Source organism: Thalassospira indica (assembly GCF_003403095.1).
Lineage (GTDB): Bacteria > Pseudomonadota > Alphaproteobacteria > Rhodospirillales > Thalassospiraceae > Thalassospira > Thalassospira indica.
The window spans coordinates 3,428,230-3,447,478 of sequence record NZ_CP031555.1; the positions used below are offsets into that span (position 1 = coordinate 3,428,230).

Annotated in this window: 16 protein-coding genes; 5 read left to right on the plus strand and 11 right to left on the minus strand. The window is 55.3% G+C overall.

All coding sequences use genetic code 11. The features are described from left to right. A complete protein-coding gene (locus DY252_RS16130) occupies positions 1 to 1,344 on the plus strand; it encodes a flagellin N-terminal helical domain-containing protein (RefSeq protein WP_064788400.1) in 1,344 nt (447 codons plus the stop codon). Positions 1,345 to 1,459: 115 nt separating this feature from the next. Here the strand turns inward: DY252_RS16130 and DY252_RS16135 are convergent, their stop codons facing one another. The 5 genes from DY252_RS16135 to kdgD form a co-directional block, all read right to left on the minus strand. Then, complete coding sequence (locus tag DY252_RS16135) at positions 1,460 to 2,254, minus strand: NAD-dependent epimerase/dehydratase family protein (protein ID WP_064788401.1); 795 nt, start codon at positions 2,252 to 2,254, stop codon at positions 1,460 to 1,462. Between the two features lie 34 nt (positions 2,255 to 2,288). Further along, entirely contained in the window at positions 2,289 to 3,575 is a 1,287-nt protein-coding gene (locus DY252_RS16140; protein WP_064788402.1) for a TRAP transporter large permease, read from the minus strand. A 1-nt stretch (position 3,576) separates the two neighbouring features. Next, entirely contained in the window at positions 3,577 to 4,122 is a 546-nt protein-coding gene (locus tag DY252_RS16145) for a TRAP transporter small permease (protein ID WP_064788403.1), read from the minus strand. A 96-nt stretch (positions 4,123 to 4,218) separates the two neighbouring features. Next, the gene (locus DY252_RS16150; RefSeq protein ID WP_064788404.1) at positions 4,219 to 5,211 is read right to left on the minus strand and encodes a TRAP transporter substrate-binding protein; all 993 of its coding nucleotides are present in this window, start codon (positions 5,209 to 5,211) and stop codon (positions 4,219 to 4,221) included. Between the two features lie 246 nt (positions 5,212 to 5,457). Next, positions 5,458 to 6,384 (minus strand): 5-dehydro-4-deoxyglucarate dehydratase, encoded by a 927-nt coding sequence (gene kdgD / locus DY252_RS16155; protein ID WP_064788405.1) that lies wholly within the window; start codon positions 6,382 to 6,384, stop codon positions 5,458 to 5,460. A gap of 275 nt (positions 6,385 to 6,659) precedes the next feature. Here kdgD and DY252_RS16160 point away from each other — a divergent pair, with 275 nt between their 5' ends. After that, complete coding sequence (locus DY252_RS16160; RefSeq protein ID WP_064788406.1) at positions 6,660 to 7,424, plus strand: 2-keto-4-pentenoate hydratase; 765 nt, start codon at positions 6,660 to 6,662, stop codon at positions 7,422 to 7,424. A gap of 69 nt (positions 7,425 to 7,493) precedes the next feature. Here DY252_RS16160 and DY252_RS16165 read toward each other — a convergent pair whose 3' ends face one another. The 3 genes from DY252_RS16165 to DY252_RS16175 form a co-directional block, all read right to left on the minus strand. Then, positions 7,494 to 8,408: an SMP-30/gluconolactonase/LRE family protein gene (locus DY252_RS16165; RefSeq protein WP_064788407.1), complete on the minus strand. Its 915-nt coding sequence runs from the start codon at positions 8,406 to 8,408 to the stop codon at positions 7,494 to 7,496. A gap of 124 nt (positions 8,409 to 8,532) precedes the next feature. Further along, the gene (locus tag DY252_RS16170) at positions 8,533 to 9,249 is read right to left on the minus strand and encodes a FadR/GntR family transcriptional regulator (RefSeq protein WP_064788408.1); all 717 of its coding nucleotides are present in this window, start codon (positions 9,247 to 9,249) and stop codon (positions 8,533 to 8,535) included. 99 nt (positions 9,250 to 9,348) lie between these two features. Continuing rightward, on the minus strand, positions 9,349 to 10,338 hold the full coding sequence (locus DY252_RS16175; RefSeq protein WP_064788409.1) for an aldose 1-epimerase: 990 nt from the start codon (positions 10,336 to 10,338) through the stop codon (positions 9,349 to 9,351). Positions 10,339 to 10,500: 162 nt separating this feature from the next. Between DY252_RS16175 and DY252_RS16180 the strand changes: the two genes are divergently transcribed. Next, positions 10,501 to 11,232 (plus strand): FadR/GntR family transcriptional regulator, encoded by a 732-nt coding sequence (locus tag DY252_RS16180; RefSeq protein ID WP_064788410.1) that lies wholly within the window; start codon positions 10,501 to 10,503, stop codon positions 11,230 to 11,232. Between the two features lie 6 nt (positions 11,233 to 11,238). Here the strand turns inward: DY252_RS16180 and DY252_RS16185 are convergent, their stop codons facing one another. Then, positions 11,239 to 12,000: an HAD family hydrolase gene (locus tag DY252_RS16185; RefSeq protein WP_082923421.1), complete on the minus strand. Its 762-nt coding sequence runs from the start codon at positions 11,998 to 12,000 to the stop codon at positions 11,239 to 11,241. 215 nt (positions 12,001 to 12,215) lie between these two features. Between DY252_RS16185 and DY252_RS16190 the strand changes: the two genes are divergently transcribed. After that, on the plus strand, positions 12,216 to 13,805 hold the full coding sequence (locus DY252_RS16190) for an FGGY-family carbohydrate kinase (protein ID WP_064788411.1): 1,590 nt from the start codon (positions 12,216 to 12,218) through the stop codon (positions 13,803 to 13,805). Positions 13,806 to 14,052: 247 nt separating this feature from the next. Here DY252_RS16190 and DY252_RS16195 read toward each other — a convergent pair whose 3' ends face one another. Both DY252_RS16195 and DY252_RS16200 read right to left on the minus strand, forming a co-directional pair. Then, positions 14,053 to 17,199 (minus strand): efflux RND transporter permease subunit, encoded by a 3,147-nt coding sequence (locus tag DY252_RS16195; RefSeq protein WP_064788412.1) that lies wholly within the window; start codon positions 17,197 to 17,199, stop codon positions 14,053 to 14,055. Between the two features lie 11 nt (positions 17,200 to 17,210). Then, the gene (locus DY252_RS16200) at positions 17,211 to 18,347 is read right to left on the minus strand and encodes an efflux RND transporter periplasmic adaptor subunit (RefSeq protein ID WP_231959680.1); all 1,137 of its coding nucleotides are present in this window, start codon (positions 18,345 to 18,347) and stop codon (positions 17,211 to 17,213) included. 165 nt (positions 18,348 to 18,512) lie between these two features. Here DY252_RS16200 and DY252_RS16205 point away from each other — a divergent pair, with 165 nt between their 5' ends. Next, positions 18,513 to 19,184 carry a TetR/AcrR family transcriptional regulator gene (locus DY252_RS16205; RefSeq protein ID WP_008890172.1) on the plus strand — a complete coding sequence of 224 codons (672 nt, stop codon included), beginning with the start codon at positions 18,513 to 18,515 and terminating at the stop codon, positions 19,182 to 19,184. Positions 19,185 to 19,249 lie beyond the last annotated feature (65 nt).

Genomic DNA, 19,249 nt, shown 5'->3' on the forward strand with positions numbered 1-19,249 from the left:
ATGGCACTCAACATTATATCCAACTATGCGGCAAATGTTGCGCATCGCAACTTGTCTGCTTCTGACGAGATGGCGACCCGTTCGCTATCGAAACTGTCTTCTGGTACCCGTGTTGTTTCTGCACGTGACGATGCCGCCTCCATGGCCATCGGTGCGCGTTTGAACGCAACCACCCAGGCTCTCAAAACAGCAAGCGTTAACGTTGGTCAGGCCAACTCGATGCTCCAGATCGCCGATGGCGGTATGGCAACCATCGATGACGTTCTCGTTCGTATGAAAACGCTGGCTGTCCAGGCGTCCTCTGGCAACCTGTCCGATACCGAACGCGGTTTCCTCAATGACGAATTCGTCCAACTGCGTGACGAAATCGACCGAATCGCATCCTCGACCAACTTCAATGGCATTCAACTGCTTGGCGATGGGGGTGATGTTGCAATTAATCTCACACCTGCCACCGCCAATGAAGCGCTGACGCCCGCTTTCGGCTTTGACCGGTTCGCTATCACGGACAACAATTACTGGGCACAGGACGCGGCTGAAGATGGTGTCGACGATAACGGCATAGAAGTCAGAATTGGCCGAATGGCCGACGGCCAGGTGATTATGACCGTTCTGACTGCGATAGATGGCACTCTAGACCGGACCCAGTCGATCGACGTCACGGATTTTGCTGCTACAGGTGGGTCACAGGCCATTGATCCCGGCAAAAATGCAATTTTGAACTTTGATGAGTTGGGCCTGTCAATTCAGATCAACACAAACTTCTCTGACACAGTCGATTATGTTGCCGTCAGTGCAGCCAACAATTTTGGCTTCAACTCGGCTAACACCGATTTCATGGGATCTGGCATAGATACATCCGGTGGACAGTTCTTTTTCATGGAAGAGGACAAGGGCCAGCAGCTCTCCGACACAATTGAGTTCCAGGTCGGTGGCGGCAACACCGCCAATGATCGTCTTTCGATTAACCTGAGCGCAGTTGACTCTGCGGTACTGGGATCATCTGGTCTCGGTCAGGAGTCTCTTGAAGACCTTGGTACGAACGCCATCTCGACAGCCGCTGGTGCACAGAATGCTGTTGAAGTTGTGACCCGTGCGATCGACGACTTGCAGCGCGCCCGTGCTGCGGTTGGCACCTCCCAGAACCGTCTGGACTTTGCCGCCCAGAACCTTGCATCGACGCAGGAAAATACGGAATCGGCGCGTTCCACCCTGCTTGATCTGGATGTTGCCGCCGAAATGACGGCCTTTACCTCAAAACAGATTCTGGTTCAGTCCGGTGTCGCCATGCTGGCCCAAGCCAACCAGATGCCGCAAAACCTGCTGCGGTTGCTGCAAGGCTAATGGACCACATCTGACAAACGTTTTGACGTGCCTACCTGTTGCAACAATGGCCCGAGCGAGTTTCGTTCGGGCCATTGATTTTAGGTAGCACTGAGATCGAAAGACGATCCTTGGATCAGTCTTCAAAATGGCCCTTGGCGGCAAAACCACCACCCTGATAAATCACGGCCGGGTCATGACGATCTTCTGGCGGGAACGCAGCCTCGATCTCAGCACGGAACTGTTCGGAGCTGTCTTGCGGTTTCCAGCCCAGGAAGTCCGCGTGATCATTGCTCCACCATTTCGATGTGTTGTCTGAGACGCCATACATCACGAGATGGCCGGTCATCGGGGCGTTAAAGATCGCCTTCATCAACGAGATAAAATCACGAGGGCTCATCCAGGTGGACAGCATCCGGCGATCCTTTGGCTTCTCAAAGCACGAGCCAATGCGCACCGAGACGGTTTCAACATCGAACTTGTCGAAATAGTAGCTTGCCATCGCCTCGCCGTAACATTTGGTCACGCCATAAAGGCTATCGGGGCGCTGTTCGGATGTGTCATCCAGCTTGGTCGTGCGTTTGTGAAAACCAATCGCATGGTTGGAGCTGGCAAACATGATGCGCTTAACGCCGTTCTGACGCGCACCTTCATAAAGGTTATAGGTGCCCGCAAGATTGGCCTGAAGCAGATCATCAAAAGCGGCCTCGATTGAAATGCCGCCAAGATGGATGATGCCATCAACATCCTTGGTCAGTTCAATGACGGCTGCACGATCCGACAGATCACATTGCACGACTTCTTCGTTTGGGCCAGCCGGATCCATTGGGGAAATATCAGACAGGCGAATGACATCGGCATAGCCCTTAAGCCCTTCGCGGCAGATCTTGCCAAGGTTTCCACCGGCACCGGTGATCAGCAAACGTTTCATAATTATCCTCTTTGGTATCACTCTCTGCCCACGATTAACTGCCAAACACAAGGTTCGGAAGCGTCAATGAAATCGCAGGAATATAGGTTGTCAGCAAAAGTGCGGTCAGGATCGCCAGATAAAACGGCCAGATCGTCTGAACGGCCTTTTCGATTTTCACCCCGCCAATCGCGCAGCCGACAAACAGGCACGACCCAACAGGCGGTGTACACAGGCCAAGACCCAAATTCATCATCAAAACCATGCCGAACTGGATCGGGTCCATGCCGAACTGCATGGCAAGCGGCAGGAAGATCGGCGTGCAAATCAGGATAAGGGCTGCCATATCCATGATCATCCCGGCAACCAGCAACATGACATTGATCAGCAACAACACCATGATCGGATTGTCGGTAATGCCGGTGATCGCATCGGCCAGTGCATCCGGCACCTGATAAAACGCCAGCATGTAACCATAGGCTGACGCGCAACCCACCAGCAGCATCACAAGGGCCGTCGTCTTGGCCGATTGTTTGACCGCGGCGATAAAACCGGCCCAGCTCAGTTCACGATAGACCAGCCCGGTAATGATCAGGGCATAGGCCACACCAATCGCCCCTGATTCGGTTACGGTGAACACACCGCTCAGGACCCCGCCGACAATAATGACTGCGGTAAAGAAGCCCGGAACTGCGCGAACCGCCGTACGCCAAACCACTGCCCAACCCGGGAACGGTTCCGCCGGATAGCCGTGCTTGATCGCAACCAGCCAGGTTGCAAGCCCGAGCAACAGGCACATGATAATGCCCGGCACCACACCGGCCATGAAAAGTTTGGAGATCGAAATGCCGCCACCGGCCGCCACCGCATACAGGATCATGTTGTGGCTGGGCGGGATCATGATGCCGGCAATCGATGAGGTCACCGTAACGTTGACCGCATAATCCGCGCGGTAGCCTTCCTTTTTCATCACCGGGATCAGGATCGAGCCAAGGGCCGACGTATCGGCCACAGCAGAACCGGAAATGCCGCCAAACAGCATCGATGAAAACACATTCACAATGCCAAGGCCGCCGCGACGGCTGCCGACCAAGGCGGTCGCAAATTGCACAAGCCTCGTCGCAATCCCGCCGTGAAGCATCAATTCACCGGCAAAAATAAAGAACGGAATGGCCAGAAGCGAAAAGGCCGAGATCCCCGATCCGATGCGCTGAAACGCAATCAGGGTCGGAAGGCCTTCGACAAAGAACGCGCCAAGGGCGGCAATGCCAAGTGCAATGGCAACGGGCATGCCGATCAGAATACCAATGGCAAACACGCCCAGAAGAATGGTCATGCCCATGTTATTTCACGTCCTCATTCAAAAGATCATCATGGTAAATGCGGGCCTGGGAAATGGTTTTCCACCGCACCGCGATCTTGAGGATATGAACCACGCTGTAAAACATGATCCCCGCACCGCACACTGCCATCGGAACGGACCGCAAGCCATCTGAAATATGAATGATCGGCATGGTCTTGGCCCAGTTAAACGCAACCAGATCCATCGCCCCGATCAGCATCCAATAGCCAAACCAGGCCGACGCGCCATATCCGATGGCCGCAACAATGGCGGCCATTTTCGGCGGCAATGCATCGCGGAAAAAGGAAACGGAAAGGTGGCTGTTGTCGCGGATGCCCGCAGCTGCTACCGGAAAGGTAATCAGCACAATCAGAATAAGCGAAACCTGTTCGACCCAGGTCGGTGTTTCATTGAGGACATAACGCCCGAACACCAGCCAGGCGAAACTCGGGATCAGTGCGACAAGGGCCAAACCACCAATCAGGTTCAGCACCCCGGCAATCCCACCGCCCAAGCGATCAATCACATTAACAAAACGAGAAAACATCTACGCGCTACCAGAAACAGATAAACGACGAATATACTAAGCGCAGCCAAAAAGAAGGGCGACGATATTATCGCCGCCCTTCAGATATTTAAGGCATTATTTCTGCGCGTCCTGGATCGCCTTGACCAGATCGGCAAGATCCGGGTTGGCTTTCAGGAAGTTGTCATAGACCGGCTGCATGGCATCCTGGAAAGCCTGCTTATCGGCGATCTCGTTGACTTCGATGCCCGCGGCAATGACTTTTTCCTTGGACTGCTCTGCACGATCGGCCCATGCGGCACGCTGTACGGTGACAGATGCTTCAGCTGCTTCGTGGACGATTTTCTTTTCCTCGTCCGACAGGCTGTCATAAAGCGCCTTGTTCATGCACAGGCATTCCGGAAGGATCAGGTGCTGGGTGACGGAATAGTATTTCGCCGCCTCAAAATGCCCGGAGCTGTCATAAGACGGGTAGTTGTTTTCCGCACCGTCAATCACGCCGGTTTTCAGCGACTGATAGACCGAGCTATAGGCCATCGGGGTCGCGTTACCGCCCAGCGCATCAACCATCTGAACATAAAGATCGTTGCTCATGACGCGGAATTTCAAACCGTCAAGGTCCGCCGGGGTATTGATCGGACGCTTGGAGTTATAGAACGAACGCGCACCAGAGTCATACCAGCCAAGCGGCTGCAAGCCAGCTTCGATCAGGCCATCGGCGATCTGCTGACCAGCCGGGCCATCCATGACGTCATGCATGGCATCGACGCTTTTGAAGATGAAAGGCAGCGACACAACGTTGGCTTCGGGGGCGACTTCACCCAGCGGGCCGAGGTTGAAAACAGCCCAGTCCAGACCGCCCAGACGGACCTGCTGGATCGCATCAGGCTGATCGCCCAGAACGCCGCCGTGATAAACCTTGGCTTCCAGATCGCCGCCGGACTTTTCATTGATCAGCTTGGCGAATTCTTCCATGCCGGTCGAAACCGGGTATTCCGGCGGATGAATGTTCCAGCCGCGCCATTCGGCGGCCTGCGCACCGGATGCCAGCGCCACCGAGACGGCAGCCGCCGCAATCGTCAGCGTTGTGGTTTTGATAAACTTGTTCATTTTAGGTCCTCCCAGACAATCTGTTGTCTATTTCATTGAAGCATTTTGCCCTTTTGGGTCTTGTTCTTATCATTTAATCCTACAATCCAGCACTTGTAAACATAACTGTAAGATTTGTTAACAACTAAGTTGCGAACGGTATCAAATTTCCGATAACCGATTGCAGTTTTAGTGTCCCATTCTGCCGCCCCGGCAGGCGAACCCGCCGGGAAATAACAAGTCATATGTCGCGTTGGCGACCCGCCATCAGGCAGCGCGAAGGGCCGCGTCGCCATAAGCCTTGCGGATCACATCGGCCAGCATGTCATGTTCCGCATCGGTCAAATCGGTCAGCGGACTGCGCACCGGGCCGGTATCGCGCCCGATCACCCGCATGCCCGCCTTGACGATGGAAACGGCGTAGCCCTTTCCACGATTGCGGATATCAAGGTACGGATAGAAAAATTCGGTCAGTGCGCGGCTCATCGCGGCGTCGTCATCGCGGCCAAGCGCATCATAGAAATCAAGCGCCTGTTGCGGCAGGAAGTTGAAGATCGCCGATGAATAGGTTGTCACACCAGCTGCCTTGTATGCCTTGGCAAAGACCTCGGCTGTCGGCATGCCGCCGATATAGGACAGCCGATCCCCGATCACGGTGCAAACCTTGGTGACCATTTCGATATTGCCATGACCATCCTTGAACCCGACCAGGTTCGGGCAGACATCACACAGCTTGGCAAGTGTTTCAGCCGTAATAATCGAATTGTCGCGGTTATAGACAATCACGCCGATATCGACCGCATCACACACCGCCTTCACGCGGGCAAACAGACCTTCCTGTTCGGCACCAACCAGATATTGCGGCAACAGCAAAAGACCATCCGCACCGGCCTCCTCGCAGGCCTTGGCAAGTTCAACCGCCATGGCCGTGCCATACCCGCACCCGGCGATGATCGGGGTGTCGCCCGCAACTTCCTTGGCCGCACGCACGGTTTCGACCACCTCGGCCGGGGTCAGGGAAAAGAATTCCCCGGTACCACCGGCTGCAAAAAGGGCGGTTGCCGGATATTGCGACAGCCAGCCGACATGCGTGCGATAGGTCGCAAGATCAAGCGCGCCTTCGGCATCAAAAGGCGTCACCGGAAAAGAAAGCAACCCGGCGCCAATCGCCTTTTTCATCTCTAGATAGTGCATCAAGCGTCCCTAATGTCTGAATACGTCAAATAACTATGACGATTCTATAAATTCATCATATCACTTTGTCAAACATAATACTCAAACTTTTTAGAATCGCCAGAAACACCGGAAAATATGGGTTTCTAGGGCATTCCGACAATTTACGACTTTGGAATGAATCAGGAAGATCTGGTCGATTTCACCGAATCGCGGCAATTGGTATGATGACTTTGCCAACAAAGCCCGCTAGGCTCTGGCGACCAAATCAATTGCCACAAACAAGAAGACCGGGAATGACTGATATCACCGCCGCCAGCCGCATCCTTGCCGATGCCTTTACCACCCACACCCTGATTGATCCCCTGCCTGCTGACATTGCGCCCAAAACCTTTGAGGAGGCCTATGCCATTCAGGACGCCACCCTTGCCGCGGTCGGCATTGCGCAGGCGGGCTGGAAGCTTGCAGTTGCGACCCGTGCGGCACAGGAAAAGATCGGTGCCGATGGCCCGCTGGTGGGGCCGTTGCTGGATGGGCGTATTCTTGGCGATGGCGCGACACTGACCACCGACGACATCCATTTTCCCAATATCGAGGCGGAAATTGCGGTTGTCATGGACAGCACCCCTGCCCCGGATGCGACATCAAGCGATATCCTTGATCATATCAAAAGCATGCATCTGGCAATCGAGATTGCCGACCGCCGCTATCATGAAAAACAGGACCCGATCCAGACACTGGCCGACCTGAATTCGACCAGCCACTTCATCCTGGGTGCTGAAATTGACGGCTGGCGCGATCTTGGTTTTATCGGCGGCAAAGTCACCACCAAAAGTGACGGTGAAGTCCTTGCCAGCAATGATGATCCAGACGCCTGGCCAGAGATTTTTGGCGGGCTGGAATATCTGGTCGGGTTCCTTGCCAAGCGCGGCAAAAGCCTGAAGGCAGGTGACGTGATCACCACCGGCGCCTGCGCGCTTCCGACCATTACCCCGCATGGCAAGATCGAGGCGATCTTTGAGGGGCTTGGCACCGTCACGGCTGAAATCAAAAAGGTCTGATCAAACTGATCCCAAAGAAAAAGGCCATGCAGATTTCCCTGCATGGCCTTTTTGGTTTTAGTGGGCCTACTAGCGGGGGTACGCACGGCGCTCGCTATTTTCGCGGAACTTGGTCACCGGCACACCGGGCACTTCAACGCGCAGCTTGACCAGCTTCCCGGCATGCGGGAATTCGGCGCGTTTTTCCGGGCTATAGCCTTCCTGATGGCTGGTGACATACAGCGTCTTCATGTCCGGCCCGCCGAAACACGGCATGGTCGGATTGGGCATTGGCATCGGGATCGATTTCAAAAGCGTCCCATCCGGGGCAAAGCGATTAAGGTTGCCCGCCGACACCCCCGCCGACCAATAGCATCCTTCGGCATCCACAGCGCCACCATCGGGACGGCCAAGCCGATCATCGAGATCAAGGTAACGCGTGCAGTTGGAAATATTGCCCGTGGCAACATCAAAATCCCAGCGATTGACCCACGGCCCGCGTGAGTCCGAGTGATACATTTTCGCCCCGTCAGCGGACCAGGCAATGCCGTTGGAAATTTTGAAACCGGTTGCCTTTTCCTCGATCTTGCCATCAGCCGTAATTCGATAGAGCGAGGCAATAGGCATCTTTTCAGGATTGTCATCCATGGTGCCGACCCAGAACGCGCCATCCGGGCCGATCTTGCCATCATTGGTGCGGCTGTTGATCCCGTCTTCAATGCGACACAGCGGGGCGCGCGCGTCGGTTTTCGGATCAAGGAAAAGGATATCCTTGCGCAGGGCCACGATAATGCGGCCCTGGTCGGTCAGCCCGAAACAGCCAAGCTCGCTGTCAAAGGTCCATGTTTTGCGCAGGCCCGTGGCAACATCAAGCGCGTGCAGTTTGCAATTAAGGATGTCTGTCCAGTAAAGCCGATTGTTGGCCGCATCCCAATTGGGGCATTCCGCCAAAGTGAAAGTCTCATCACTGAGAATTTCCGGCTGATACATTACACCACCGGTCATCGCACACTCCCAAATTCATATGATTAATTTTTGTTGTGTCTGGTTTGCCAGTCCGGGGCCCTGTTCGTCAACAGGATTTGTGCCCGCCCGTCCCCGTATCCGTCAGGCCAGGCAGCACATTTGTTTACTTGTCGCGGGCGTGATCGGTGACGCGTTGGCGGGCCTGATGCAGGTGATAGCGCATCATCAGTTCGGCACTATTGCCGTCATGGCCAAGGATCGCATCATAGATCTGGCGGTGTTCGGAAAGCACCTTTTGCGCACGCTCGGCCGAGCCACCGCGCGTGATATTAAGCGCCACGCGCATGGATTTGGACATCACTTCATGCAGGGAGTTAAGGATGGTAACGAAAATCTCGTTGCCGCTGGCGCGTGCAATTGCCATGTGAAAGGCCAGATCGGCCTTATCGGCAATATCACCGGCCGATACCCCGTCTTCGAGCATCTTGAGCGCATTTTCAATTTCGCGATGATGGCGGGGGCTGGAGCGTTCGGCAGCCATGCGGGCCGTTGTGCCCTCGATCGCGGAACGTGCTTCAAAGCAGCGCAGAAGCCCCGCGACATCACTGACTCCGCCAAACTCGATCAAACCTTGTGGCGGGCGTTTTTTTACAAACGACCCAACACCCTGGCGGGCATAGACCAGTCCATCAGATTGCAGTTTGCGCAAAGCTTCGCGCACAACCGGACGCGACACGCCAAAGGACGCACAGATTTCATTTTCCGAGGGCAGCTTGGCACCTTCGGCAAGGTTGCCCGAGATGATCTGTTCAAGGATCTGACCATAAAGCTGATCGGCAAGCTTTTCGCGCTTCTGAACCCTTAAAAGCAATTCCGACATCCGTCCCCCGGACTTGTTATCTTGTAAAACTTACTTGTAAGTTTTTATCGATAAACTTCTGGTCGGTAAAGCCTTTGCCGATCTGCCCGCCGTTTCGGATCAATCCACCAGCGAATAGTCGCGGTTGCCCGGTTTGCCGAAAACCTCATCCTCGTCGACCAAGTCGTTATCGGGTGTCTCAAGCAAGGTCGGGATCAGCGTCATGGTCCCGGTCAGCGTCTGGTTGTTATCAAGCACGACAAGATCGCCGAGCTCCTTGAATTCCGGACGGTTATGAACGTTTGGCACGTGGGAGACCGGCTCGACACAGAATGTCTTGCCATCTTCCGGGATATAGAATTGCACGTTTGACAGGCTGTCGCTTGCCAGCATCTTCACACTGTAACCGGCATCCTGCCAGACCATGTCGGCTTCAAGGTGCCAACCGGCATAATGGGCATCAAGTGCCAAGTTATGGCGGATCATGCGACCATCGGAAAAATCGCGGCCCAGATCAATAACCGTGCGCGCGGTTGGTAGCATATCCTCGTCCGTGGCGAAACTGTCAGACGCGATAAAGGCGACCGAAACGTCTTCGCCGCCCGGGAACCAGGGGTGCAGGCCAATGCCATAGGGCATCGGTGTTCGGCCCAGATGACGCACACCAATTTCGATGGTCACATCCCCCTCGGTAACCTTGATTTCCTGCCAGGCGACATAAACAAAGCCGCTTTGCGGGTCGTCATGCTTGTGATTGAAGCGCAGCGTATCAACAGTCGGACGTTCGATCTGCCATTCCGAAGACCGGCCAAAGCCGTGAATGGCATGCGGGCTGGGCGGGCGGTTGGCCGGGACCTTGACGATGCGGCCATCAAACTCGAACTCGGCAAAGGCCAGTCGGTTGGCAAACGGCACCATCGGAAAACAGCCCAAATTTGACGGATTGCCCGATGCAATCGCCTCCGGGGTGACCGGACGCAACAAATTGATAATGCCCTTGCCATCCGGGCGGATCCAGTCAATCCGCGATATTGCCCCGCCGTCTGGGACAATCCCGATCTGAAAAGGACCACTGTTCCAACGGTATTCAGGTTCGCCTTTTTTGGCCATTCCTGTGTGCCTCAAATCCAACCAAAATCATATGATGACTTTACAGAACCACTATCGTTCGATTAATTGAAGATGGTAACTGTAATGACGCAAACAAAGATTAACGCCAACCTGCCATTTTTATATCCGGTTGTTTTACACCGGAATTATCGGATACGCAAAATGAACAAGCCACGTGTGTCAGCCGCCCCGCGCAAAGTATCGCTGACCGAAAAAGTCATTGCCAGCCTGCGCCAAGAGATCGAAAGCGGGCAACGCGAACCCGGAAGCAAATTGCCGACCGAACCGGTTCTGACCGAACAGTTTGGCGTCAGCCGCACCGTGATCCGCGAAGCAATTGCCGCCCTTAAGGCCGACGGGTTGCTGGAGCCGCGTCAGGGGGCCGGAGTGTTTGTTCTGTCACCGCAAACGCGGGCCAATGATAAATCGATCTTTGCGGTTGATTACGCGCAAGTGTCCGACGTTCTGGAAATTCTTGAACTGCGCATGGCGGTCGAGATCGAGGCGGCCGGACTTGCCTGCATCCGAAGCTCTGTCGCACAGCAAACCAAGATTTACGAGGCGATGGCCAGAATGGAACGCGCCCTTGAAAAGGGCGAGCCAACCGAACAGGCCGATTTCGAATTTCACAGCGCGATTGCATCCGCCACCAACAATCGCCGCTTTGCCGAGTTCCTCGAACATCTGGGCGATAAAACCATCCCGCGTGCGCAATTGCGTCGCCGCCCGCCCGAGGCCGAAGACCAGAAGGCCTATATGCAGATGATCACCGGCGAACATCGCCGGATTTATGATGCGATTGCCGCGCGTGACGAAGATACTGCCCGCAAGGCGATGCGCGATCACCTCAGCCAAAGCCAGACCCGCTATCAGAAACTTCTGACCCAGCGGTAGGCGGCACTAAACCGCAATCGCCTGTGCCAACATCGACATGTCGGAAATAACAATATCGGCGCCTGCTTCATAAAGTCGTTGGCTGGCCCCTTCACGGTCATCGGCATAATGCCCGCCGCCGACAAAGCCGATGCATTTCATGCCTGCCGCCCGCGCCGCCGTCACCCCGGCAACAGAATCCTCGATCACGATGGCATCACCCTGGGCATATCCCATGGCATCGGCCGCATGCAGGAAAAGATCCGGGGCCGGTTTGCCGTTTTCAACGAAATCCGCACTATAAACACGCCCGTCAAACCAAGGACCAAGGCCCGTGACCTGCATGGTTTTTTCAAGCCGTTCGACAGAACTGCTTGATGAAATGCAAAAAGCAATATCCCGTGCCTGAAGAACAGTCAGGACGGTTTCGATCCCGTCAATCTTGGTCAGGTCGCGGTCATAGCGGTCAAACAGCATTTTATAGTAATACGGTTTGAATTCCGCACTGACATCGCGCCCCGTCTGGGTTTTGATATATTCAATCGGTGCGGAACTTGATCGTCCGGTAAATCGGTCCGATACGTCGCGCAGACTGAGCGGCGCGTTAAAATGATCCAGCACATCGACAAGGGTTGCCAGCGAGATCGGTTCGCTATTGACCAGAACGCCGTCACAGTCAAACAGGACAACACGACAGGCGTCAAACAGACCTTGGATCTCTGATGCTGACGTTACGATACCGGCCCCGACATCATCGGTCGGGCCTTGGACATTGTTTCCTCGGGCCATGTTGAACCTGGCTTGTGTGATTTATGTTATCGCTACAGCGTAGCTAAGAGATAAGTTCAGCGTCAACAAAAATGAACATTTGACCAATTAATGAACTTTTGATCAACTCAGGCAAAATTGAGCCCAAAACAGACGAAACAACAGCCCAAACAAAAGATCACCCGGCATCGGAGAAATCCCGAAAAGCTAGGGGATATGCGGAGGAGTACCCGATCATGAGTCCCACTTACCCCTGTTTTGTCGGTGTCGATGTCGGCACCGGAAGTGCACGCGCCGGCGTGTTTGACGCCAATGGCAAATTGCTTGGCAGTGCTGCACACGCGATTGCGATGAACCGCCCGAAACCCGATTTCGTCGAACAGGATTCTGAAAATATCTGGCAGTCGGTCTGTCAGTCGGTGCGGGATGCCATGGCCAAATCCGGGGTCCCTGCACAAAAGGTCGCCGCCATCGGGTTTGATGCCACATGCTCGCTCGTGATCCGCGATCAGGATAACAAACCGCTGGGCGTCACGCCCAATGGTGCGGACAACTGGGATGTGATTGTCTGGATGGATCACCGGGCCGTGCGCGAGGCCGAGGAATGCACCGCCACCGGCGCCAAGGTGCTGGAATATATTGGCGGCACCATGTCGCCCGAAATGGAAATCCCCAAATTGATGTGGCTGAAACGCCATCACAATGCCGCCTGGCAGAAAATGGGCGCGGCGTATGATCTGGCCGATTTCCTGTCATTCCGCGCAACCGGCAGCAACGCCCGGTCCTGCTGCACGGTGACATGCAAATGGACCTATCTTGCCCATCAGGATGAACCATGGGATCGCGATTTCTTAAACGCGATCGACATGGAAGACCTCAATGACAAGATCAACATGCATGACAGTGCGCTTGCAGTTGGCGAACTGATCGGATCCCTTTCCGAACAGGGGGCAGCTGATCTTGGCCTGACCACAGATTGTGTGGTGGGTGCGGGGCTGATTGATGCCCATGCCGGGGCGCTGGGCACACTTGGTGAATATCTGGACGGCAACCTTGATCAGCATTTTGCCATGATCGCGGGGACATCGACCTGTCACATGGCGCTGTCAAAGGAACCGCGCTTTATCAAAGGCGTCTGGGGTCCCTATTTCGGGGCGATTGCCCCGAACCTTTGGCTTAATGAAGGCGGGCAATCCGCGACCGGTGCGTTGCTGGATCATATCGTTGCCATGCATCCGTTTTCCCATGACATGGGCCGTGATGCCCACAAGCTTGCCGGGGAAAAACTGATGCCGATGATGGCAGAAAAAACCGATCTGGCGCCGCGCCTGCATGTTCTGCCTGATTTCCATGGCAACCGATCACCGCTGGCCGATCCCGAGGCGCTTGGCGTTATTTCCGGTCTGACACTTGATCAAAGCGAGGAAAGCTTCCTGAAGCTTTATTGGGCGACTGCGTGCGCGATTGCCTATGGCACGCGCCATATCATCGATGCGATGAATGATACCGGCTATGACATCACCCACATCCATCTGAGCGGCGGGCACACCGCCAGCAAGGTACTGGTGAAACTCTATGCCGATGTCACCGGATGCACGGTCGTGATGTCTGATTGCGAGGAGCCGGTGCTGCTGGGATCGGCGATGCTGGCCGCAGGTGCGCTTGATGCAAAAGGCGGTCTTGCCCGGGCCGCACGCCAGATGGCAGGCAAGGAAACCGCCCACGCGCCCGATCCATCGGCGAAAGCGGATCATGACCGCAGATACGCGATTTTCCATCAGATGCACGCCCATCGGCAGTCCCTTGATGGCATGAGCAAATCCTGATTTTTGCCCGCTCAAAAGTGTGATATCTGCGCCGTTCGTGCGGGTTTGGTGCGGCACACCCTATCCAAAAGGCGCTTGACCTTATTGGGGGTTGCGGTCAAAACAAAAGGGCCGATGCAAACGCATCGGCCCTTTCTTTCGCACGCGCAACGGCGGGGTCGGGGGATCATGCAGAAAATCAAATTCTGCACCGTCACGGCGCGATGCCGTTTAAGGCCAGCCTTTTTGATAAGGCTGGCCTTAAATTTTATTCAGCCGGATGTTCGTGGGCAGCCTGGACTTCGCCCTTTTTCTTCCGGTTCTTGGCAAAGGTGCCAACAATCAGAACAAAGAACAAAGGCACAAAGAAGATCGCAAGCACGGTTGCGGCAATCATCCCGCCCATCACACCGGTACCCACGGCCACGCGGGCCCCGGCACCGGCACCGGTCGAAATCGCCAGCGGCACGACACCAAGGGTAAAGGCCATCGACGTCATGATGATCGGACGCAGACGCTGGCGCGCTGCTTCGACAGTTGCCTCAAGAAGCCCCATGCCCTCGTCGTAAAGTTCGCGGGCGAACTCGACAATCAGGATGGCGTTCTTGGCCGACAAACCAATCGTGGTCAGGATCGCCACCTGGAAGTAAACGTCATCGGGCAGACCACGCAGCATCGCTGCGATCACAGCACCAAGGACACCCAGCGGTACGACCATCATCACCGAAATCGGAATGGCCCAGCTTTCATAAAGCGCTGCCAGACACAGGAAGACGACGATCATCGACAGGGCATACAATGCCGGTCCCTGCTCGCCCGCTTCGCGTTCCTCATAGGACAGCCCCTGCCATTCAAGGCCGATATCGCCCGGAAGCTGCGAGACAAGCTGTTCCATCGCAGCCATGGCATCCCCGGATGCGACACCCGGTGCCGCAGACCCCTGAATATTAAGCGACGACAGACCGTTAAAGCGTTCCAGACGTGGAGAACCATAGGTCCATTCACTGGTAGAAACAGCCGAAATCGGCACCATTTCACCCAGATTGTTACGGACATACCAGTAATCCATGTCTTCGGGCATCATGCGGTATTTGGCGTCTGCCTGCATGTAAACCCGTTTAACACGGCCGTTTTCGATGAAGTCATTGACATAGCTTGACCCCCAGGCAGCCGCCAGTGTCTGGTTGATTTCGGCAAGGTTGACGCCAAGGGCGCTGGCCTTTTCCTGATCAATATTGACATTGAACTGCGGCGTATCATTCAGGCCGTTGGGGCGCACACCAACAAGACGCGGGTCCTGTGATGCCATGCCCAAAAGCTGGTTACGGGCCGCGATCAGGGCGTCGTGACCATTGCCACCGCGGTCAACAAGTTGAAGGTCAAAACCGTTCGCGGTACCAAGTTCGATAATCGCAGGCGGCGCAAAGGCAAAGATCATGGCTTCGCGGATCTGGGCAAACGCGCCATAGGCACGACCAATCACCGCATCAACCGCTTGATCCGGGCGGGTACGTTCCGACCAGTCCTTGAGGTTCACGAAGGCAATACCGGCGTTCTGCCCACTCCCGGCGAACGAAAAGCCGGCAACCGTGAACAGACCATCGATATTTTCCGCCTCGTTCTCCATGAAGTGTTTTTCAAGCTTCTTGAGAACATCGACCGTGCGTTCCTGCGATGCCCCAGCAGGCAACTGCACCATGGCAAACATGATGCCCTGGTCTTCTTCCGGCAGGAAGGAGCCCGGCAGTCGGCCAAACAAAGCTGCAAGGCCACCAACAAGAATCGCATAGACGAACAAATAGCGCCATTTGCGGTTCACAACGTGGCCAACGCTGCCTTGATAGAAGTTGTTGGTCCGTTCAAAGCCTCGGTTAAACCAGCCAAACGGGCCTTTCTTCTTGGTCGGATCGGTGTGGCCGGGTTTGAGCATCGTCGCACAAAGCGCCGGTGTCAGAACAATCGCGACAACAACCGACAGCACCATTGCCGAGACGATCGTGATCGAGAACTGGCGATAAATCGCCCCTGTCGACCCGGCAAAGAAGGCCATCGGCACAAACACCGCCGAAAGCACAAGCGCAATACCAATCAGGGCACCGGTGATCTGTCCCATGGATTTTCGCGTTGCTTCACGCGGCGGAAGACCGTCTTCTTCCATTACACGTTCGACGTTTTCGACCACAACAATCGCGTCATCGACCAAAAGGCCGATGGCCAGAACCATGGCAAACATGGTGAGCGTGTTGATCGAATAGCCAAATGCCGCAAGAATTCCGAAGGTGCCGAGCAAAACAACCGGCACTGCAATCGTCGGAATAAGCGTTGCCCGCCAGTTCTGCAGGAACAGGAACATCACCAGGAACACGAGGACAATCGCCTCGAACAGGGTATAGACCACCTCTTCGATCGACACCTCAACGAACGGTGTCGTGTCATAGGGATAGACAATCTCGATCCCTTGCGGGAAGAACGGTTTGAGTTCCGCAAGACGGGATTTAACCGCATCTGCGGTATCAAGCGCGTTGGAACCGGTTGCAAGGTTGATCCCGATACCGGTTGCAGCCTGCGCATTGTAGCGCGCAACAACTTCATAGCTTTCGCCACCGATTTCGATACGGGCCACATCGCCAAGGCGCACCTGCGCACCATCGGTTTCGACCTTAAGCAAGATGTTGGCGAACTCGTCAACGGTTTGCAGTTTGCTTTGGGCGGTGATGGTTGCGTTGATCTGCTGGCCCGAAACCGACGGTGCTCCGCCGATTTGACCGGCAGTGACTTCGGTGTTTTGTGCCTCGATGGCATTGTTAACATCCATCACCGTCAGGTTATAGGACAGCATCTTGTTCGGATCGAGCCAGATGCGCATCGCATGCTGGGCCCCAAACACCTGGACCGAGCCAACACCGTTCACACGCGCAATCGGATCTTCGACCGATGATACCACAAAGTCCGCAAGGTCCTGGGCATTCATCGACCCGTCAGCCGACACAAAGCCGACAACCATCAGGAACGATCCCGATGATTTGCTGACGGTCACCCCCTGCTCCTGCACTTCGGTCGGAAGCGATGACATGGCAGCCTGCAGCTTGTTCTGCACCTGCACCTGGGCGATATCCGGATCAGCTTCGGGTTCAAAGGTCAGCGTAATCGATGCCTGCCCGTTCCCCGACGAGGTCGAGGACATATAGCGCAGGTAATCAAGGCCGTTCATCTGCTGTTCGATCACCTGGGTGACCGTGTTTTCAACAGTTTGCGCCGAGGCACCGGGATAAGTTGCCCCGATCTCGACAGATGGTGGTGCAATCGACGGATACTGTTCGATGGGCAACTGCCAAAGCGACAAGCCCCCCGCCAGCATGATCACCAGGGCAATAACCCAGGCGAAGACGGGGCGATCAATAAAGAATTTTGCCATTGAATAAGTCCTTATTCGGCGGCTTTGGCGGTTTCAACGGGCTGCGGCGTCACTGGCGCATCCGGTCCGATTCGCTGGATGCCATCGACAATGACTTGCGCGCCATCCTCGATACCGGCCGTCACCAGCCAATCCTGTCCCTGCGACTGCTCGATCGTCAAATCCTTGGAGGCAACCTTGCCATCCTCGACGACATAGGCATAAGCCGAGCCATCCGGACGGCGCATCACCGCTTTCTGCGGCACAAGGAAGGCGTCCTCAAGCTGGCCCTGACGGACCTGTCCACGGACAAACATACCAGGCAGAAGCGTACCATCCGGGTTCGGGAAGACCACACGCAAACGCACAGTCCCGGTGGTTTCGTTCACCGTCACATCCGAAAACTGCAAGGTTCCCTTGTGCGGATATTCCTCACCGGTAGCATCAACGATCAGGGCAACCTCGATCTGGCCGTTCTCAACACCCTTGATGCGGCCATTGCGAATGGCTTCCTTGATTTTCAGCAACCGGCCACCGGCCTGCGTCACATCGACATAGATCGGATCAAGCTGGGTGATGGTGGTCAGCTTTGCCGACTGATTGGCGGTCACAAGCGAACCTTCGGAATAATCCGACGAGCTGATCTGACCGGAAATCGGTGCGGTGACCGTAGTATAGGCCAGATCGATCCGCGCCTGTTCAAGCTCGGCACGCGCCGCGGCAACCGCTGCCTTTGCCTGTGCTTCGGCGGCGACGGCATCGTCATAGGTTTGCTGGCTGACGGCCTGCGACTTGATCAGCGGGTCATAGCGCGAACGCGTCTTGGTCGTCTGATCAAGGGTTGCGCGCTGACGGGTCAGTTCGGCCTGTGCGGCATCAACGCGCGCCAGGTAAACTTCCTGATCAATCATATAAAGCTGCTGACCGGCTTCAACAAACGCACCCTCGGTGAAGTTGCGTTCCTTGATAATGCCATCGACCTGCGGGCGGATGTCTGCCTGACGGAAGGCAACGGTACGACCGGGCATTTCCTCGACCAGGCCAACAGTCTGCGCGTTCAGCGTCACGGTACCGACCGGGGTCGCCTGTGGCTGTTGCTGGGCGGCTGCCTGTTGGTCGCCTTCGCTCTGCTCGCTGCAGGCGGCTACAAGCACGACAAGCGCTGCCATACCAGCGAATTTCAAACAAGATCGCATGGACAAAATGCTTATTCCTTCTAAGTCCGCGCAAAGCCGTGTGGTGTGCGCTTTGCCATTGCTTTTATAAATACTGTACGGTACAGTACACATTGTGCGCTGCACGATCAAGAGCCAAAAACAGCAGAGCCAAGAAAGATGAGTGAAACGCCCGAAAAGCTTGAAAAACAACATTCTCGCGGCACTGCACGCCGTCGTGCAATGATGGATGCTGCATGGGCGTTATTGCTTGAACGTGGCTTTGCTGGCGTGACCCTCAATGACGTGATTTCAAAATCTGGCGGGTCGCGTACGACCCTTTACGAAGCGTTTGGCGGAAAGGATGGCTTGCTCGCAGCGGTGATGACCGAGCAATGCAAAGAATTCTCAGCCGAACTGCATATTTCACTGGAAACCGATCTCCCTCCCCGTGATGCCCTGACGGACTTCGGCACAAAACTGGCCCAAAAGATTGTAACCGAGGAAGTCGCCCGCTTCACCCAGATTCAGTATTCCGAGGGCCAACATTTTCTACCCTTGATCGAAAAATTCTTTGAAGTTGGCCCCGACAGCACACGCAAACACCTTGCCGATTACCTGTCGCGGCAGCAAAAGCTTGGCAATATAACAATCGAAGACGCAGATCATTCGGCCGAAATGTTTGAATCCATGGTCATTGGCGACTGGCTGTCGCGGATCATGAAACACAATCCGCGCCCGCCCATGACCGACCAGCAAATTAACGAACGCGTTTCACGTGCGGTTGAAACTTTCCTGTGTGGTGTCGCAACACCGCAAGCGCGTGACACGTTCGACTGCGCGAACACATAACCTCCCCGTCCGTCGTCAATGACCGGCTTTATAGCCAGCCCCTCCTGACAGCATCCTGTCAGGTG

Coding starts and splice junctions, on each gene's coding strand:
- DY252_RS16185 (WP_082923421.1), bottom strand. CDS start 12,000: ATGGCCCGAGGAAACAATGTCCAAGGCCCGACCGATGATGTCGGGGCC.
- DY252_RS16205 (WP_008890172.1), top strand. CDS start 18,513: ATGAGTGAAACGCCCGAAAAGCTTGAAAAACAACATTCTCGCGGCACT.
- DY252_RS16130 (WP_064788400.1), top strand. CDS start 1: ATGGCACTCAACATTATATCCAACTATGCGGCAAATGTTGCGCATCGC.
- DY252_RS16140 (WP_064788402.1), bottom strand. CDS start 3,575: ATGGGCATGACCATTCTTCTGGGCGTGTTTGCCATTGGTATTCTGATC.
- DY252_RS16180 (WP_064788410.1), top strand. CDS start 10,501: ATGAACAAGCCACGTGTGTCAGCCGCCCCGCGCAAAGTATCGCTGACC.
- DY252_RS16145 (WP_064788403.1), bottom strand. CDS start 4,122: ATGTTTTCTCGTTTTGTTAATGTGATTGATCGCTTGGGCGGTGGGATT.
- DY252_RS16195 (WP_064788412.1), bottom strand. CDS start 17,199: ATGGCAAAATTCTTTATTGATCGCCCCGTCTTCGCCTGGGTTATTGCC.
- DY252_RS16150 (WP_064788404.1), bottom strand. CDS start 5,211: ATGAACAAGTTTATCAAAACCACAACGCTGACGATTGCGGCGGCTGCC.
- DY252_RS16190 (WP_064788411.1), top strand. CDS start 12,216: ATGAGTCCCACTTACCCCTGTTTTGTCGGTGTCGATGTCGGCACCGGA.
- DY252_RS16160 (WP_064788406.1), top strand. CDS start 6,660: ATGACTGATATCACCGCCGCCAGCCGCATCCTTGCCGATGCCTTTACC.
- DY252_RS16170 (WP_064788408.1), bottom strand. CDS start 9,249: ATGTCGGAATTGCTTTTAAGGGTTCAGAAGCGCGAAAAGCTTGCCGAT.
- DY252_RS16165 (WP_064788407.1), bottom strand. CDS start 8,408: ATGACCGGTGGTGTAATGTATCAGCCGGAAATTCTCAGTGATGAGACT.
- DY252_RS16135 (WP_064788401.1), bottom strand. CDS start 2,254: ATGAAACGTTTGCTGATCACCGGTGCCGGTGGAAACCTTGGCAAGATC.
- DY252_RS16175 (WP_064788409.1), bottom strand. CDS start 10,338: ATGGCCAAAAAAGGCGAACCTGAATACCGTTGGAACAGTGGTCCTTTT.
- DY252_RS16200 (WP_231959680.1), bottom strand. CDS start 18,347: ATGGCAGCGCTTGTCGTGCTTGTAGCCGCCTGCAGCGAGCAGAGCGAA.
- kdgD (WP_064788405.1), bottom strand. CDS start 6,384: ATGCACTATCTAGAGATGAAAAAGGCGATTGGCGCCGGGTTGCTTTCT.